This window comes from Pyruvatibacter sp. HU-CL02332, from assembly GCF_040362765.1.
Classification (GTDB): Bacteria; Pseudomonadota; Alphaproteobacteria; order CGMCC-115125; family CGMCC-115125; genus Pyruvatibacter.
Genome location: NZ_BAABWK010000002.1, coordinates 108,082 through 124,878 on the forward strand (window position 1 = coordinate 108,082; position 16,797 = coordinate 124,878).

At 57.8% G+C, this 16,797-nt stretch carries 18 protein-coding genes; 13 read left to right on the plus strand and 5 right to left on the minus strand.

The genetic code is table 11. From position 1 onward, the window contains the following. The first annotated feature begins 26 nt into the window (after positions 1 to 26). The 11 genes from rpoZ (at position 27) to recO (ending at position 9,754) form a co-directional block, all read left to right on the plus strand. Positions 27 to 461: a DNA-directed RNA polymerase subunit omega gene (gene rpoZ / locus ABXH05_RS11140; protein ID WP_348140854.1), complete on the plus strand. Its 435-nt coding sequence runs from the start codon at positions 27 to 29 to the stop codon at positions 459 to 461. Beyond that, positions 439 to 2,808 (plus strand): RelA/SpoT family protein, encoded by a 2,370-nt coding sequence (locus tag ABXH05_RS11145; RefSeq protein ID WP_348140852.1) that lies wholly within the window; start codon positions 439 to 441, stop codon positions 2,806 to 2,808. Before rpoZ ends, ABXH05_RS11145 begins: the two co-directional genes overlap by 23 nt. Positions 2,809 to 2,849: 41 nt before the next feature. Beyond that, positions 2,850 to 3,452 carry an orotate phosphoribosyltransferase gene (gene pyrE, locus ABXH05_RS11150; protein WP_348140850.1) on the plus strand — a complete coding sequence of 201 codons (603 nt, stop codon included), beginning with the start codon at positions 2,850 to 2,852 and terminating at the stop codon, positions 3,450 to 3,452. An 86-nt stretch (positions 3,453 to 3,538) separates the two neighbouring features. Beyond that, positions 3,539 to 4,306, plus strand: coding sequence for a pyridoxine 5'-phosphate synthase (locus ABXH05_RS11155; protein WP_353562382.1), 768 nt, complete (start codon positions 3,539 to 3,541; stop codon positions 4,304 to 4,306). 7 nt (positions 4,307 to 4,313) lie between these two features. Then, complete coding sequence (gene acpS / locus ABXH05_RS11160) at positions 4,314 to 4,718, plus strand: holo-ACP synthase (RefSeq protein WP_353561080.1); 405 nt, start codon at positions 4,314 to 4,316, stop codon at positions 4,716 to 4,718. A 1-nt stretch (position 4,719) separates the two neighbouring features. Then, entirely contained in the window at positions 4,720 to 5,670 is a 951-nt protein-coding gene (trhO, locus tag ABXH05_RS11165) for an oxygen-dependent tRNA uridine(34) hydroxylase TrhO (RefSeq protein WP_353561081.1), read from the plus strand. Beyond that, positions 5,667 to 6,305: a glutathione S-transferase gene (locus tag ABXH05_RS11170; protein WP_353561082.1), complete on the plus strand. Its 639-nt coding sequence runs from the start codon at positions 5,667 to 5,669 to the stop codon at positions 6,303 to 6,305. Before trhO ends, ABXH05_RS11170 begins: the two co-directional genes overlap by 4 nt. A 164-nt stretch (positions 6,306 to 6,469) precedes the next feature. Further along, entirely contained in the window at positions 6,470 to 7,222 is a 753-nt protein-coding gene (gene lepB, locus ABXH05_RS11175) for a signal peptidase I (protein WP_461495089.1), read from the plus strand. 17 nt (positions 7,223 to 7,239) lie between these two features. Further along, positions 7,240 to 7,944 carry a ribonuclease III gene (rnc, locus tag ABXH05_RS11180; protein WP_348140842.1) on the plus strand — a complete coding sequence of 235 codons (705 nt, stop codon included), beginning with the start codon at positions 7,240 to 7,242 and terminating at the stop codon, positions 7,942 to 7,944. Continuing rightward, positions 7,941 to 8,858 carry a GTPase Era gene (gene era, locus ABXH05_RS11185; protein WP_353561083.1) on the plus strand — a complete coding sequence of 306 codons (918 nt, stop codon included), beginning with the start codon at positions 7,941 to 7,943 and terminating at the stop codon, positions 8,856 to 8,858. Before rnc ends, era begins: the two co-directional genes overlap by 4 nt. A 167-nt stretch (positions 8,859 to 9,025) precedes the next feature. Further along, positions 9,026 to 9,754, plus strand: a complete 729-nt coding sequence (gene recO / locus ABXH05_RS11190) for a DNA repair protein RecO (protein ID WP_353561084.1) — start codon at positions 9,026 to 9,028, stop codon at positions 9,752 to 9,754. Here the strand turns inward: recO and ABXH05_RS11195 are convergent. After that, a complete protein-coding gene (locus ABXH05_RS11195; RefSeq protein WP_348140836.1) occupies positions 9,751 to 10,044 on the minus strand; it encodes a hypothetical protein in 294 nt (97 codons plus the stop codon). The genes recO and ABXH05_RS11195 overlap by 4 nt on opposite strands. Before the next feature lie 290 nt (positions 10,045 to 10,334). Between ABXH05_RS11195 and ABXH05_RS11200 the strand changes: the two genes are divergently transcribed. Next, on the plus strand, positions 10,335 to 10,601 hold the full coding sequence (locus ABXH05_RS11200) for a hypothetical protein (protein ID WP_353561085.1): 267 nt from the start codon (positions 10,335 to 10,337) through the stop codon (positions 10,599 to 10,601). 42 nt (positions 10,602 to 10,643) lie between these two features. Then, positions 10,644 to 12,905: a DNA topoisomerase IV subunit A gene (gene parC / locus ABXH05_RS11205; protein WP_353561086.1), complete on the plus strand. Its 2,262-nt coding sequence runs from the start codon at positions 10,644 to 10,646 to the stop codon at positions 12,903 to 12,905. Between the two features lie 3 nt (positions 12,906 to 12,908). Here the strand turns inward: parC and ABXH05_RS11210 are convergent, their stop codons facing one another. From ABXH05_RS11210 to ABXH05_RS11225, 4 genes are read right to left on the minus strand one after another with little or no spacing between them, the layout of a single operon-like run. Beyond that, entirely contained in the window at positions 12,909 to 13,397 is a 489-nt protein-coding gene (locus tag ABXH05_RS11210) for a hypothetical protein (RefSeq protein WP_348140832.1), read from the minus strand. Positions 13,398 to 13,415: 18 nt separating this feature from the next. Further along, positions 13,416 to 15,059 (minus strand): TRAP transporter large permease, encoded by a 1,644-nt coding sequence (locus ABXH05_RS11215; protein ID WP_348140830.1) that lies wholly within the window; start codon positions 15,057 to 15,059, stop codon positions 13,416 to 13,418. Beyond that, positions 15,059 to 15,592, minus strand: a complete 534-nt coding sequence (locus ABXH05_RS11220) for a TRAP transporter small permease subunit (RefSeq protein WP_353561087.1) — start codon at positions 15,590 to 15,592, stop codon at positions 15,059 to 15,061. Before ABXH05_RS11220 ends, ABXH05_RS11215 begins: the two co-directional genes overlap by 1 nt. Before the next feature lie 12 nt (positions 15,593 to 15,604). Further along, entirely contained in the window at positions 15,605 to 16,744 is a 1,140-nt protein-coding gene (locus tag ABXH05_RS11225) for a TRAP transporter substrate-binding protein (protein WP_353561088.1), read from the minus strand. Positions 16,745 to 16,797: the final 53 nt, after the last annotated feature.

Sequence of the window (16,797 nt, forward strand, 5' to 3'; positions counted from 1 at the left end):
CATACTGGACTTTTTAGGAGACTTACATGGCTCGCGTTACCGTTGAAGACTGCATCGACAAGGTTCCAAACCGGTTTGAACTGGTTCTCCTGTCATCGCGCCGGGCACGTTCCATGTCCTCTGGTGCGGCTCTGACGATTGACCGCGACAACGACAAGAACCCGGTTGTTGCTCTTCGCGAGATTGCAGAAGAAACCGTTGATTGCGCTGATCTGCGTGAAGACGTGATTGCTGGTCTGCAGCGCCACGCCATGACGGAAGCCAGCGAAGACCTCCCCGAAGATGATGATGCTGTGCCCCTTCAGCTGGGTATGGAATCTCGCGCCGACGACATGCCGGCGGGTGACAACTTCGGTAGCCGCGAAATGAGCGACGAAGACATGCTGCGTGCCCTGCATGATGCAGGTGAGAAAACAGCAGAACGCCCGGCAGGCACTGATGAGGAATACCCGGACCTCTAGGCCCAAAAAACCACCGGCCAAAAGCCGCGCCATCGACGCTGGGTCTGTTGAGACCAACGGCGCTGTTGGTGTGAATCCGGTTGTCGCTGACATCGACAAACCTGTTCTGCCTGCTACCCCAGATCGCAAGTACCGCCCCATGATCCGCCAGTATGAGTTGGTAGAGCGGGTGAAAGCCTATTATCCATCCGTGGACGAAGGGCTGCTCAATCGCGCCTACGTCTATGCGATGAAGATGCATGGGTCGCAGACCCGCGCCTCCGGCGATCCCTATTTCTCTCATCCTCTGGAAGTCGCAGGGCTTCTTACAGATCTCAAGCTTGATCCAGCGACCATCGTGACCGCGCTGTTGCATGACACGATTGAAGACACGGATGCGACGCATGCGGAGATTGCTGATCTCTTCGGTGAGGAGATTGCCCAGCTTGTTGACGGTGTGACCAAGCTCACCCGGCTTGAGTTGACCAGCGAAGAAACAAAGCAGGCTGAAAACTTCCGAAAACTCATTCTGGCGATCTCGAAAGATGTGCGCGTCCTGCTGGTGAAGCTTGCAGACCGTCTGCACAATATGCGGACGCTAGAGCACATCAAGAAGTCCACCACGCGGCACCGGATCGCTCAGGAAACGATGGATATCTATGCGCCGCTTGCGGGCCGGATGGGGATGCAGAGCTTCCGCGATGAACTGGAAGACCTGTCCTTTGCCGTTCTGCAGCCCGAAGCCCGTCAGGCTGTAAAGGCGCGACTTGATCAGCGGCAGGAAAGCAGCCGCGAGCTTGTTAAACGCATCGCGGACGAAATCAAGAAACGGCTGGCGGAAGTCGGCATCGAGGCCTGGGTGTCGGGCCGCACCAAGAAGGCGCATTCCATCTGGAAGAAGATGGAGCGCAAATCCATTTCGCTTGAACAACTGTCTGACATCTATGGCTTCCGGGTCGTGGTGGATTCCGTAGATGACTGCTATCGCGCGCTGGGCATTTTACATTCCACATGGCCGGTCGTGCCTGGGCGCTTCAAGGATTACATCTCAACGCCCAAAGGCAACAACTACCGCTCCATCCACACCACCGTGGTGGGACCTGAACGTGAGCGTGTGGAGATGCAGATCCGCACGCTTGAAATGCATGAGGTGGATGAATACGGCGTGGCGGCGCACTGGTTCTACAAGGACTATGTCGAGAACGGGCCGAAGAAGAACATTGCCGCTTCTGACGAACTCGTTGCGCCGTTCCGCTGGCTGCGACAGGTGGTTGAGCTGCTGGAACACGGCGCGACACCAGAAGAATTCCTCGAGCATACAAAGCTTGAGATGTTTCAGGATCAGGTCTTCTGCTTCACACCTAAAGGCCGGCTGATCGCGCTGCCGCGCGGTGCCACTCCCATTGATTTTGCCTATGCGGTGCATACGGACATTGGCGATAGATGCGTCGGGGCGCAGGTCAATGGACGCCATGTGCCCTTGCGCTCGGCGCTGCGCAATGGTGATGAAGTTGAGATCATCGCCACCGAACAGCAGGTGCCACCGCCGGGCTGGGAAGACATCGTCAAGACGGGTAAAGCCCGCGCTTCCATTCGTGCGCATCGGCGGCGCGCAGAGCGTGGGGAGCATATCCGGCTGGGACGCGGCATCGTTGAAGCTGCATTGCGGGCGGAAGGTCTGCCGCGCGATGAGGCTGCTCTGGAAGTTGCCCTGCATGACATGCAGACAGTCTCGCTCGACAATCTGTTTGAACAGGTCGGACGATCCACCTTGAGTGTGGACAGTGTCGTGCAGATCATGACCAAGCACTTCACGCCGGAAACGGTGTCGCGACGACCAAAGATCAAAGGTGCAAAGGTTGCGGCAGCAGCCGGCAAGGCCCGTCAGGAAGGCAGCGTGCCGCGTCGCCGTCCGGATGCTGTGCCGATCACGGGAGCGGGACCGGGCACCGGTGTTACCCTGTCCGATGTTTCCATGCCGATCCCGGGAGACCGGGTTGTGGGCATTGTCCAGCAAGGCCGGGGGGTTGAAGTCTTCAGGATCGACAGTCCATCACTTGCTGAATTTGATGATGAACCGGACCGGTGGATTGACCTTGCCTGGGATATTGATCCGGAAGAACACAGGCTGTTTCCAGCCCGGGTCATTCTGACCTTGGCCAACACGCCGGGTGCACTTGGTGAAGTCGCGACCATTACCGGCAAATACGGCGCGAACATTGAAAACCTGATCACCACGGACCGCAAATCCGACTTCTACGAAATGGTGGTGGATATTGGTGTTGAGGGTGCAAAGCATCTCGAACGCCTGCTGACCGGTCTGCGGGCGCTTAAATGCGTGTCTGCCGCAACCCGGGTCTACGGATAGGGCTATTTGCAGTCGCCTTCCGGTTTGCTATTCAGCGACCCATGACAGATTCAACTCTCAGCCTAGATCAGGTCCTTGATGAATTTCGGGCCGCCGGTGCCCTGCTTCAGGGGCATTTCGTTCTTTCGTCAGGTCGTCACTCAGATACCTATCTTGAGAAGAACAAGGTCTTCATGGACCCGGCCCGAACCGAAAAACTTGCATCCGCGCTGGCGGCAAAAGTGCGGGCTCAAGTCGATGGCACAATTGATGTGGTCGTCGCGCCTGCGGTTGGCGGCATCATTCCCGGCTACGAGATGGCCCGACAGCTTGGCCTGCGCTCCATGTTTACAGAGCGCGAAGACGGCAAATTTGTCTTCCGGCGCAATTTTGTCCTCAAGCCCGGCGAGCGGGTCTTGATGGTGGAAGATATTGTGACCACCGGCCTGTCCTCGCGTGAGTGCCTTGCGGCTATCCGCGAAGCAGGGGGTAACCCTGTTGCTGCTGCATGCTTTGTGGATCGGTCAGGCGGCAAGGCGGACCTTGGCGTTCCACTTGTGCCGCTGGCTCAGCTTGATGTGCCTAGCTACGCACCGGACGAGCTGCCGGAGGCCCTGGCGGCCATTCCTGCTGTGAAACCTGGAAGCCGTAACCTCAAGGCCTAGGCCTCAGCCCGCGTCTTGGGAGATGCATGGCTGGACAGCGCGCTGCGAACTTTACTTTGGGGGCCGGGCGCACCATTTTTGAGCCTATGAGCACCAAAACACTTCGCCTTGGCGTCAATATCGATCATGTGGCCACCATCCGTAATGCGCGGGGTGGGCAGCATCCCGACCCTGTACGCGCTGCCGAGATTGCGGCCAAAGCGGGAGCCGACGGGATAACAGCCCATCTGCGCGAGGATCGGCGGCATATTTCCGACGGTGATATTGACCGACTGATGGATAATCTTGAGCTGCCGCTCAATCTTGAAATGGCCGCGACGGAAGAGATGCTTGAAATTGCGCTCAAGCATAAGCCCCATGCCTGTTGCCTTGTTCCCGAGCGCCGGGAGGAGCTGACGACAGAAGGCGGACTTGATGCCGCTGCCCAGCACAATCAGCTGGCGCCCTATGTGAGCGAGCTTGTTCACGCCAAGATCCGGGTTTCCCTGTTCGTCAATCCGGATCGGGTGCAGCTTGCGGTTGCCAAGGCCATGGGCGCCCAGGTGGTTGAACTTCACACAGGCTCATATTGCGATGCCTTGAATGATGGTGACCAGGAGAAGGCAGCAGGGGAACTTGCGCGGCTTCAGCAGGCTGCCCGTGAAGGCAACGATATGGGTCTGGAAATGCATGCAGGCCATGGCATCACATTTGATGGTGTCGGCGCGATTGCAGCGATACCTGAGCTGGTTGAACTCAACATTGGTCACTTCCTGATCGGCGAGGCGATTTTTGGCGGGCTTGATTCAACCATCCGGCGCATGCGGGCCATGATGGATCAGGCACGTGCGTCCTCGACGACGGCAATTGCGTGAGGCTGATATGATCCTTGGTATCGGAAATGACCTGATCGACATCCGCCGCATCGAAAAGACGCTTGAGCGGTTTGGTGATCGTTTTATCCAGCGGATTTTTACTGACATTGAGCAGGCCAAATCTGAGCGCCGCCTGCAACGGGCTGCGTCCTATGCAAAACGGTTTGCGGCCAAGGAGGCCTGTTCAAAGGCGCTTGGCACTGGTCTGCGACAGGGAACATTCTGGCGAGACATGGGTGTTGCCAATCTGCGCAGTGGCAAGCCGACCATGGTGTTGACTGGCGGTGCCCTGGGCCATCTTGAACGCATGACCCCCGATGGCATGGTGGCGCAGATTGATCTGACGATCACCGATGACATGCCTCTGGCTCAGGCCATTGTGATCATCTCTGCGGTCCCGGTAAAGAGCTGATATGAGTACCGGTATGACTGAAACCAACTCACCCTACAAAGTCGCAGCGCTGTATCATTTTGCGGTTGTTGATGATCCCGCTGGCCTGCGGCCAGACATTACGGACGTCTGCAAATCAAACGGACTCATGGGGACCATTCTTCTGGCCCCTGAAGGCATCAACGGAACTGTTGCCGGCACGCCTGACGGGATAGACAAGACGATTGCCTATCTGAAATCACTGCCACAGTTCACGGGCCTTGAGGTCAAGTACTCTGCTGCTACGGAAATGCCGTTCCTGCGTATGAAGGTTCGTCTCAAGAAAGAGATCGTGACCATGGGGGTGGACGGCATCGATGCTGCGCGCGCCAAGGGCGAGTATGTGGACCCGCTCGCATGGAATGAGATGATCGGTGACCCGGATACGATCGTTATCGATACGCGCAATGCGTATGAGGTTGCGATCGGCACTTTTGAGGGCGCGATTAATCCGGATACGGAGACATTCCGTGACTTCCCAACCTGGTTTGATGATTTTGCCAAGAACCTTCGCAAGGACACAGGCGAGCAGCCAAAGATTGCGATGTTCTGCACCGGCGGCATCCGCTGCGAGAAAGCAACGGCCTATGTGAAGGCACAGGGCTTTGATGATGTGCATCACCTCAAGGGCGGCATCCTCAAATATCTTGAAAATGTGCCTGAAGAAGACAGCAGCTGGAACGGGGACTGCTTTTTGTTCGATCAACGCGTGGCAGTCGGCCATGGGTTGAAAGAAAGCGATTATGGGCAGTGCTACGCGTGCCGCATGCCTCTCAATCCTGAGGAGCGAGCTTCGGACAAATATGTCCACGGGGAATCCTGCCCACATTGCTTTGATACAAAAACCGCCGAGCAGCGGGAGCGTTATCGGGAGCGTCAGCGTCAGGTGAATCAGGCCGCACAGGAAGGCCGCAAGCATCTGGGGTCGCGATGAGCGCAGACCCGATCCTCTTTAGTTTTCGGCGTTGCCCCTATGCGATGCGGGCACGTATGGCCCTGCTTGTCAGCGAGACCCCTGTGCGGCTGCGTGAGGTGGTGCTGCGCGACAAACCTGAAGAGATGATCGAAGTCTCACCAAAAGCGACGGTGCCGGTGTTACTGCCGGAGGAAGGCCGCGTCATCGATGAGAGCCTCGCCATCATGCTGTGGGCGCTGGAGCGGAACGACCCTCATGATTGGCTGGACAATCAGCAAGCCAGCCTGGACCTGATCCAGGAAGCAGATAGCGGGTTCAAGGACAAACTTGATCGCTACAAATACCCGACGCGCTACGAGGGTGTGGATCCGATCGAACAGCGCGATTCCGGTGTCATGTTCCTCAAGAAACTGGATGAGATGATTGCCCCTGAAGGGCAATTGCTTGGCGCCGAACCGCGCCTCGCTGACCATGCCATCTTCCCGTTTGTCCGGCAGTTCGCCAATACGGATCGGGAGTGGTTTGACGCGTTGCCACTGCCCGCATTGCAGAAGTGGCTGGAAGGGCATCTGGCATCTGATCTGTTTGCCACCACCATGACCAAGTATCCGCAGTGGAAGAGTGGTGATCCGGAGCCTCTCTTCGCCAGTTAAATTGGGCGTAAAGACCTCAAAACATTGCGATTCCGCTGGATTGCGGCTATCAGCGCCACATATATGGCAATTCTTCATGCTATTCGGGCACAATTGACCGAATCCGGCATGAGGCTCCATTGGGCAGCGCGATGCCTGACAGAGTGGGTGGAAAGCTTGTGAGCATGACGGATAAGACGAATTCGGTGCAGTCCAGCGGTGTGATGGAAACCATGCGCACAGTTGGCTATGCGCTGCTGATTGCGCTGATCATCCGGGCATTGCTGTTTCAGCCGTTTTCAATTCCCTCCGGCTCCATGCTCTCGACGTTGCTGATCGGGGATTACCTGTTCGTCTCCAAATATGCCTATGGCTATTCGAAGCATTCATTGCCTTTCAGCCCGCCATTGTTCTCTGGTCGTATTCTGGGCGGTGAGCCTGAGCGGGGAGATGTTGCGGTTTTCAAACTGCCGACCGACGGACGCACGGATTACATCAAGCGCGTGATCGGCCTGCCGGGCGATCGTATCCAGATGCGTGACGGCCAGCTATTCATCAATGATGAAGGTGTGCCGCGTGAGCGGGTCGAAGACTTTGTGGAAGAAGACCGGTTCGGCAATATCCGCCGGGTGGCGCGCTACCGCGAGACGCTGTCGAACGGCCGCAGCTACCTGACGCTGGATCAGGTGCGCGGCAGTTCCGGCGACAATACGGGCGTCTTCACGGTACCGGCCGGGCATTTCTTCATGATGGGTGACAACCGGGATAACAGTCAGGACAGCCGGGTGCCAGGCGCTGTGGGCTATGTACCATTCGAAAACCTGGTGGGTCGTGCCGAGTTCATTTTCTATTCGACGGATGGCTCTGCGCGGTTCTGGGAATTCTGGCAGTGGCCTAGCGTGACACGCTGGGGCCGCATCGGGCAGGGCGTCAATTGACGCGCAAGCCATCCACAATGGGTAAGAGTGCTGATCAAAAGACAGCCGATGACCCAGCCGCGTTGGCAAGACAACTTCAGCACAGCTTCAAAAACCCTGACCTGCTAGAGCGTGCACTGACGCATGCCAGTGCGACGCCGGCGTCAGGACCTGACAATGAACGCATGGAGTTTCTCGGCGACCGTGTGCTTGGGCTGGTGATTGCGGACGCCCTACTAACCCGATTTCCCTCAGCGCCTGAAGGTGAGATGGCGCCACGTCTCAACAAGCTTGTGCGTCGCGAAACATGCGCGGATGTCGCCCGTGACCTTGAGCTTGGCCGCTATCTTCATCTGGCACCAGCTGAAGTTGCCCAGGGCGGACGGGACAAGACAGCCATACTTGCCAATGCCATGGAGGCTGTGATTGCGGCGCTCTACATGGATGGCGGGCTGGAGCCATCTCGTGCATTTATTCTCAATGCGTGGGACAAGGCATTTGATGCGGTTGCGCAGATACCGCGTGATGCCAAAACCCTTTTGCAGGAACGCCTGCATGCCATGGGTCAATCGCACCCGAAATACACGGTGGTGGGTCAGGCGGGCTCTGACCATGCGCCTGTGTTTGATGTGGAAGTTCATGCCGGTGACGCAGGTGTTGCGCGCGGCAAAGGCTCCTCGAAACGCAATGCCGAGCAAGCTGCTGCAGCGGAATTGCTGAGCCAACTGGAAGAAAATGAATGAGTGAAGAGACTGGCACCAGCAAAGCGGGCTTTGTCGCGCTGATAGGAGCCCCAAACGCGGGCAAGTCGACACTGCTCAACCAGCTGATCGGTCAGAAGCTGGCGATCGTCACCCACAAGGCGCAGACGACGCGTACGCGTATCCGTGGCATCACCATGGAAGGCAAGAGCCAGATCGTGTTTGTGGACACCCCGGGCATCTTCACGCCGAAGCGCCGCCTCGACAAAGCCATGGTGGCTGCGGCCTGGGGTGGGGCGGATGATGCTGATGTCACGGCGCTGATCGTGGACGCCAAACGGACGCGACCGGACCATGAAGGCTTCATAGCCATTCTGGAAAGTCTGGCCGGCGCAAAGCATCCCTGTCTGCTGGTCCTCAACAAAGTGGATGAGGCGCCAAGGGAACGGCTGATGGAGCTGGCTGCTGTGGCCAACGAGAAGGCGACGTTTGCCGACACCTTCATGATTTCCGCCCTGAACGGCAGCGGGGTTGCTGATCTTCGGGCCCGTCTTGGTGCCATGATGCCTGAGGGGCCTTATCTCTATCCCGAAGATCAGGTTGCTGATCTGTCGCAGCGGGTTCTGGCGTCAGAAATCACGCGTGAGAAGCTGTTTCTGCGGATGCATGACGAACTGCCATACGCGACCACAGTTGAGACCGAAGGCTGGACCGTCAAGAAGGACGGGTCGATCAAGATTGATCAGGTGGTTTATGTGGAGCGTCCGGGCCAGAAGGGCATTGTGCTGGGCAAGGGCGGGGCCGCGATCAAGGAAATTGGGAAACAGGCCCGTCAGGACATTGAAGAGGCGCTGGATATCAAGGCGCATCTCTTCCTGTTTGTGAAAGTGCGTGAGAAGTGGGGTGATGATCCGGAGAGATACCGGATGATGGGGCTGGATTTCCCTGGCAAGTAGGCCGCCTGTGTGAGGGGAAGTTTTCCACAGCGCGGGATAAGCCGGTGCATAGTCGCATTTTTGTTGTCATTCTGTCTCAGAGAGACTCGCTAAGCTATTGATTTTACTGAATTGCTCCATGCGACTCAGTTGTCAAATCCAGACAAATGACGGGAGTTGGAGCACCGATGGACTGGTCCGATGAAGGCATCGTTCTGCACGTGCGCCCTCACGGCGAAAGCTCGGCCATTCTCGAGCTTCTGACACGGGATCATGGCCGTCACATGGGACTGGTTCGGGGGGGAGGCTCCAAACGCATGCGCGGCGTGCTGCAGCCGGGAAACACGCTGAGCGTCACTTGGCGGGCACGGCTGCAGGAGCATCTGGGGAATTATACCGCAGAGCCGGTGGCACAACGCGTGGCAACCGTGCTGGCGGATCGTCAGGCGCTCGCAGGTCTTACCTCATCGGCAGCGCTGGCGAGTGCTGTCCTGCCGGAACGCGAGGCACATCCGCGGGTGTATGACGGGCTGACCATTCTCCTGGATGCGCTTGATACCCCGGAAACCTGGCCGGCCATCTTGGTGCGCTGGGAGCTTGGCTTGCTTGAGGATCTCGGCTTTGGGCTTGATCTGTCAGCCTGTGCCCTAACCGGTGAGACGGAGAATCTGGCCTATGTCTCTCCACGATCCGGTCGTGCTGTCACCGCTGAAGCGGCCGGGACGTACAAGGAGCGGCTGCTACCGCTGCCCCCATTTTTGACCGGTGGCGGGCAGGCAAGTGCGGAGGATGTTCAGGACGGCCTGCGTTTGACCGGGTTTTTCCTGGAAAAGCGGGTTTTTGCGCCCTCGGACAAGCAATTGCCAGTGCCGCGTATCGGGCTTGCTGAGGCCCTTGCCGCCACTGAGGGGCGCTAGCTGCCGCTGATTGTTGCGCCCACGAGGGCCACAAAGGCCATCATCGCAAACAGGGCAGTTCCGGCGTAGAGCGGGGTGTTGGTCACGCTGCGTTTTGTCAGTTGGACCTGTCGCCAGGGGACGACCAGTATTGCGGGCAGAATAAGAAGCGTTCCTGCGCCTCCGGCCAGTTTTGCCGCGGTTTCAGCGGTCAGCGCGAAGCTAGACTGAGGGATGCCATAGCTCGCCAGCGCCGCCGTCAGCAGCGCTGCAACGGCCATGAACAGCCAGTATTGTCGGTTGGAGATCATCTGAGACCTGACCAGTTCCGCGTTTTCTGCAGGATGGCGGCGCTTGACCGCACGTGCGGTGCATGCGACCGGCTACAGTATACAGATTAGCTCGATTCGGGACACAGAACGCTTTGCCGCGAGTATCTGTGTGGGTCGTCGGAACACCGTATTCCTAGGTGGAGGGATACGTAGTAATTGAGTGTTGTGAAGGGGCCAATCTATAGCGACACACAACGGTCTCAGACATCATTTTGGGCATGTTTGGTGGACCGCCAGTAAGTACAATTTGGCCTTAGGTTGGTTGGCAAATGATTGGGGCGGTTCTTGCGGGTTTGAACTTGCTCTCGATTTTACCAGGAGTAGTTTTTGTTCTTGTAAAATATCGTGAGTGGAAGAGAGAAGAGCAAAATGCGGAACGTGGTTTCTTAGACTTCTATTTTAGAATAATCACGGAGCCTGAAAAAAGTCCTCTTTTAGACAAAGGAAAAGAGCAAGCTACGCCATGGATTCCATATGTTCTTTGGTTTGTTTTCGTGAACTTTGTGATGATTGTTTATGTGGTCATTTCGGTTTAGGTGGAGATTCAATGGTGATTCAAGTTACGGCGCAGCAATCACATGAGTAAACCCACGACACCACCCGAAGACGCCCGCCCGATTGCCCTGCGAGAGGCGCTTGAAGAGCGGTATCTGGCCTATGCCCTGTCCACCATTACCCAGCGTGCGCTGCCGGACGTGCGGGACGGGCTGAAGCCAGTTCAGCGGCGGCTTCTGTTCGCCATGCGGCAACTCAAGCTGGACCCCAATACGGGCTTCAAGAAATGCGCTCGTGTGGTGGGTGAAGTCATTGGCCGCTACCACCCCCATGGTGACCAGTCGATTTATGACGCGCTGGTGCGGCTCGCTCAGGATTTTGCCCAGCGCTACCCGATGGTTGAAGGTCAGGGCAACTTCGGAAACATCGACGGCGATAACGCTGCCGCCATGCGATACACCGAAAGCCGGATGACCGAGGTCGCCCGGTTGATGCTTGACGGCCTTGATGAAGACACTGTCGATTTTCGCGATACCTATGACGGCGAAGACGAAGAACCGGTGGTTCTGCCGGGCGCCTTTCCCAATCTGCTGGCAAATGGCACAACCGGGATTGCTGTTGGTATGGCGACCTCCATTCCACCGCACAATGCAGCGGAACTGGTGGACGCGTCGCTGCATCTCATCAAGCAGCCCAATGCGCGCGATGAAACGCTGCTAAAATATGTGCCGGGGCCTGACTTTCCCACCGGCGGCGTATTGATTGAGCCGGCTGAGAACATAGCCGAGGCGTATCGGACCGGGCGCGGGTCCTTCCGACTGCGCGCGCGCTGGACACGTGAAGACACGGGGCGGGGCGGCTATCAAATCGTCGTCACCGAGATGCCGTATCAGGTTCAAAAGGCGCGGCTGATCGAGCGGGTTGCTGATCTGCTGCAGGCCAAGAAGCTGCCGCTGCTCGGAGACATTCGCGATGAGTCCGCGGAAGACGTACGGCTGGTGCTGGAACCCAAAGTCCGGACGATTGATCCCGAAGTCCTGATGGAAAGTCTTTTTCGGGGAACCGACCTTGAGGTTCGTATCCCCCTCAACATGAATGTGTTGAGCGCCACGCAGGTCCCGCAGGTGATGAGCCTCAAGGACGTGCTGCGGGCCTTTCTTGACCATCGCCGGGTCGTGCTTCAGCGGCGGACGAATTTCCGGCTCGGCAAGATCGCCCACCGGCTGGAGGTTTTGGAAGGCTACCTTGCGGCCTATCTCAACCTTGATGAAGTGATCCGGATCATCCGTGAAGAGGATGAACCGAAGAAGGAACTGATCAAGGCTTTCAAGCTGACTGACGTTCAGGCTGAAGCCATTCTCAATATGCGGCTGCGTTCTTTGCGCAAGCTGGAAGAGATGGAAATCAAAGGCGAACACAAGGAACTGACGGCAGAGCGCAAGACGCTCAACGCCTTGATGAAGTCTGAGACCAAGCAGTGGGAGACGATTTCCGGCGAGCTGAAGGAACTGAAAAAGACCTTCGGTCCCAAGACCGATATTGGCCGCCGTCGTACCGAGCTGACCGATGCGCCCGATGTGGATGAGGCAGCTGTTGTTGAAGAGCTGACGGTCAAGGAACCCATTACGGTCGTGTGCTCGGAAAGCGGCTGGATCCGCTCCATGAAGGGGCATACGGACGATACATCGACGCTCAAATACAAGACCGGGGACGGGCCGCGTTTCGCCGTCCATGCGCAATCCACAGACAAGATCATTCTGTTTGCCACCAATGGCCGGTTCTACACGCTGGATGCAGCCAAACTTCCCGGCGGTCGCGGTTTTGGTGAGCCCGTGTCTGTGATGGTTGATCTGGGCGACGGTGAAACCATTGTGTCGTTGTTTGTGCACAAGCCGGGCAGACAATTGCTGGTGGCGTCACAAACGGGGTACGGGTTTGTTGTGCCGGAAGACGAGATCATTGCCATGACCCGCAAGGGCAAGCAGACATTGAACCTGGCGTCAGGCGATGAAGCGCAAACCTGCGTCACTGCTGACGGGGACACGATTGCGGTCATGGGTGAAAACCGCAAATTGCTCTTGTTCCCACTGGAGCAGGTCAATCAGATGACCCGCGGACGCGGTGTGCGATTGCAGCGCTACAAGGATGGTGGCCTACGTCAGGCCAAGGTCTTCACGTTGAAGGAAGGCTTCCAGTGGCGCGATGGCGGGGGTCAGAAAACGATCGATGCCAAGGCGCTCAAGGATTGGCGCGGTGACCGTGCGCAGGCTGGGCGGTTGCCGCCGACCGGGTTCCCCAAACGCGACTGGATTACGTTTGACGGCTCGGTACAGAGCGAGCTGTAGTACCTATTCGGCCGTAAAGCGATGAATGCGGTCATAGCCCCAGTAACGGACCATGAGCTGGTACTCGTCCCCTGAGGTGTAGCGGGCGGCATCCAGGGCAATCTCGTTGACGTCTTCCAGATAGGACTCTGGTGTCAGGTCAGCATTCATGACCACCTGTGCGCAGATTTCCTCAGGTTCACCCTGCACGAAGTTGCCGCCACGATCGGCCACAAACCAGCGATGGACGCGGCAGGGGGTTGAGGCTTCCAGCAGGATCGGGTCGTCCGTGTTGTTCTTGAGATTGACCGTGTAGCTGAACGGGACGTCGCCTTCGCGCGGCAGAATGACCTTCTCTGGGGCTGTGACCGTCAGGTGGACCGGGTCCTGATCCAACTCCAGCCAGCCCTGGCTGATGGCCACGGATACAATGCCTACAACCGCGATCATGATCAGCGTCGTTGCCATGTAGTTGGGGAGGCGCGGGCCGTCCGCTTTTTTGTCAATCGCCATGAAGTGTCTTCCTAGAAGTTAGCCGAACACGATTTCGGGCAGCCAAGTGGCGATCTCAGGGAACACCGACAATATGACCAGAGCAAGGAGCTGAATGATCACGAAAGGGATTGCGCCGCGATAGATGTCGGTGGTCTTGACCTCGGGCGGTGCGACCCCACGCAGATAGAACAGCGCAAAGCCGAAGGGCGGGGTCAGGAACGATGTCTGCAGGTTGATGGCCATCATCACCCCGAGCCAGATGGGATCAACGCCCATCATCAGCAGGACCGGTGCCACCACCGGTACCACCACAAATGTGATTTCGATGAAGTCGAGGAAGAATCCTAAGAAGAACATCACCAGCATGACGATGATCATCGCGCCGACGACACCACCGGGCATCGAGTTCAGGAATTCGTGCACCGTATCGTCGCCACCAAGCCCTCGGAATACGAGGCTGAACAGGGCAGCGCCCACGAGGATGACAAACACCATCGACGTGATCTCGGTGGTGGTGCGCACCACCTGTCCCAGGCAGCCATTGCTCAGGGTGCGGAGCAGGGACACATACATGCCCCAGGCAACGATCGCGCAAAGTATGTACGCCGCGCCACGGGCGATCTGCAGGGTCGAGCTGTCGGTGTTGAGCCCCAGGCGCAGGTCGAAATTTGACGTCAGGACAAAGAGGCCGAGAACGGATGCGGCTGCAAGAACCGGCGGCCAGATGCCGCCCATATGCGCCTTAGACAGCATGCGGATAATGCCGCCGCGCAGGGCAGGGGCATCGGTGTGGCCGGCGATATCGAGCAGGGGCTGGCGATATCCTGCCAGTAGCGTGGCGCCGACTGCGCCAACGGCAGCCGCTTCAGTCGGCGTGGCGACACCGGTCAGGATCGAACCAAGCACAGCAACAATCAGCAGGACCGGTGGAATGAGGGCCTGAAGGATGGGCCCCAGGCCCGGCTGGTTTGCCAGCTCTGACGCCTCTAAGGCAGGTGATGATGAGGGTTTGAAGAATGCCATCATCAATTGGTAGGTGATGTAGAGACCCACCAGCATCAGACCGGGCAGCAGGGCCCCGGCAAACAGGTCACCTACGGACAGTGCATCGGGTGAAAAGTTGCCCATGGACAATTGGGCATTCTGATAGGCGCTGGACATGACGTCGCCCAAGAGCACCAGCACGATGGACGGTGGAATGATCTGGCCAAGTGTCCCAGCGGCGGCAATTGATCCGGTGGCAAGGGCAGGGTCATAGCCACGCTTCAACATGGTGGGCAGGGAAAGCAGCCCCATGGTCACGACCGTTGCACCCACAATGCCGGTTGAAGCAGCAAGCAGGGCACCAACAATGGTGACTGAAATGCCAAGGCCGCCACGCATGGTGCCGAACAGGCGGCTCATGTTTTCCAGAAGCTCTTCGGCAACCTTGCTGCGCTCAAGCATCACGCCCATGAACACAAAGAGCGGCACTGCGATCAGTGTTTCATTGGTCATGGTTCCAAAAATGCGCTGTGGGAACGCACGCAGGAATGACAGGTCAAAGACGCCGAGCATCGCGCCCAGCACGGCAAAGATCAGTGCCGTGCCAGCCAGCGTGAAAGCGACGGGGAATCCTGCCAGCAAAAAGATGCACGCGGTTGCGAACATCGCAATGTCGAGAATGTCAGCAACGCCCATTACATGAGCTCCGGTGGAGCTTCAGGGCTCGGTTCTTCGTGTCCCATCAGAATGCGGACGGAATGTGCGGCAAGAGACACGCCCTGAAGAGCAACGAGGCCGGCGAAAATGATGATCACCGTCTTGAGCAGATACACACCATGGATACCGCTTGTTTCCTTGGACCCTTCAAAAATCGCCCATGAATTGGATACGTACGGCCAGGCCAGCCAGGCAACGGCAATGCACATGGGCAGAAGGAAGAAGATCACGCCGAACAGATCTGTCATGGCTTTACGTCGCGGCGTCGCTTCCCGGTAGAAGACATCGACCCGCACATGACCGTTGTGGAGCAGGGTGTACCCGGCGGCCAGCATGAACAGGAATCCATGCATGTAGACGATCGATTCCTGCATCCAGATGGAGCCGATGCCGAAGACATAGCGCTGCACAACAATGACGAACTGCACGACAACCATGATCAGGGCCAGCCACGAGACCGTGCGTCCGATCCGGTTGTTCAGTCCATCAATGAGGGCGATGAGGCGTGTCACGAGAGGTGCCGTCTAGCCTTCATTGCCGGTGCGCATGTTGACGTAGGCTTCTTCAGAGATGCGCGTCCAACGGATGGAGTTGTCCAGGTTCTCGCGGAAGCTTTTGTAGATGCGTCCGGCGATTTCGCTTTCCTTCGAGGCTTCTTCCAGCACAGTGGCAGAAGCATCGCGGAAACCTGCAAAAACCTCATCCGAGAATTTTTCAAGGATGACGCCATGGTCGCGCAGGAGCGTGTCCAGGGCGGCTGAGTTATTGTGGTTGAACTCGGCCAGGGTGTAGTCGTGCTCGGTGTGGCAGACATTCTGGATGATGCCCTGCTGTGACTTTGTGAGGCTCTCAAACACGTCCTTGTTGAAGACAGTCGCAAGGGCAGCACCGGGCTCATGGAAGCCGGGCCAGTAGTAGTATTTGGTGACTTTGTAAAAACCCTGCGCCAGGTCGTTCCAGGGGCCGACCCATTCGGTTGCGTCGATGGCGCCGGTCTGCAGGGCCTGATAAATGTCCGGACCCGGAAGGCTGACGGCGGCGGCGCCGAGCTGACGGAGCACTTCGCCACCAAGACCCGGCATGCGGATCTTGAGGCCTTTCAAGTCTTCGAGGCTTTCAATGCGTTTGTTGAACCAACCGCCCATCTGCACGCCGGTATTGGCAGACAGAAAGCCCTTGAGGTTGAACTGGGCCGAGAGTTCGTCCCACAGCTCCTGTCCGCCACCGTGGTAGATCCAGGCGGTTAGTTCATTGGCCGTCATGCCGAAGGGGACAGCGGTAAAGAATGAGAACCCGACGGACTTGCCCTGCCAGTAGTACTCAGCCCCATTGTAGCAGTCAGCTGTGCCGGTGGAGACAGCGTCAAAGCACTCAAAGGCTGGGACCAGTTCACCGGCGGCGTAGACCTTGATGGAGACCTGGCCGTCGGTCGCGTCTTCAATGCGTTTGGCGACGCGTTCAGCGGATGTGCCCAGTCCTGGAAAATTCTTCTGCCAGGTCGTCACCATTTTCAACTTGCGCTTGCCGGTCAGAATGGCCGGGCTCGCAGGCGTTGTTTCTGTGCTGGCGGTCGTCGTTGAGGCGTTGTCACAGCCGGCAACAGCCAGCGTAGCGGCAGCGGCACCGGTAACGGCGGCGCCGGTCAGGAAATCCCTGCGTTTCATCTTAGTCTCCCCGGAGATATTTGACGCGCAGTATAGGGATGGGGAGGCGTGGC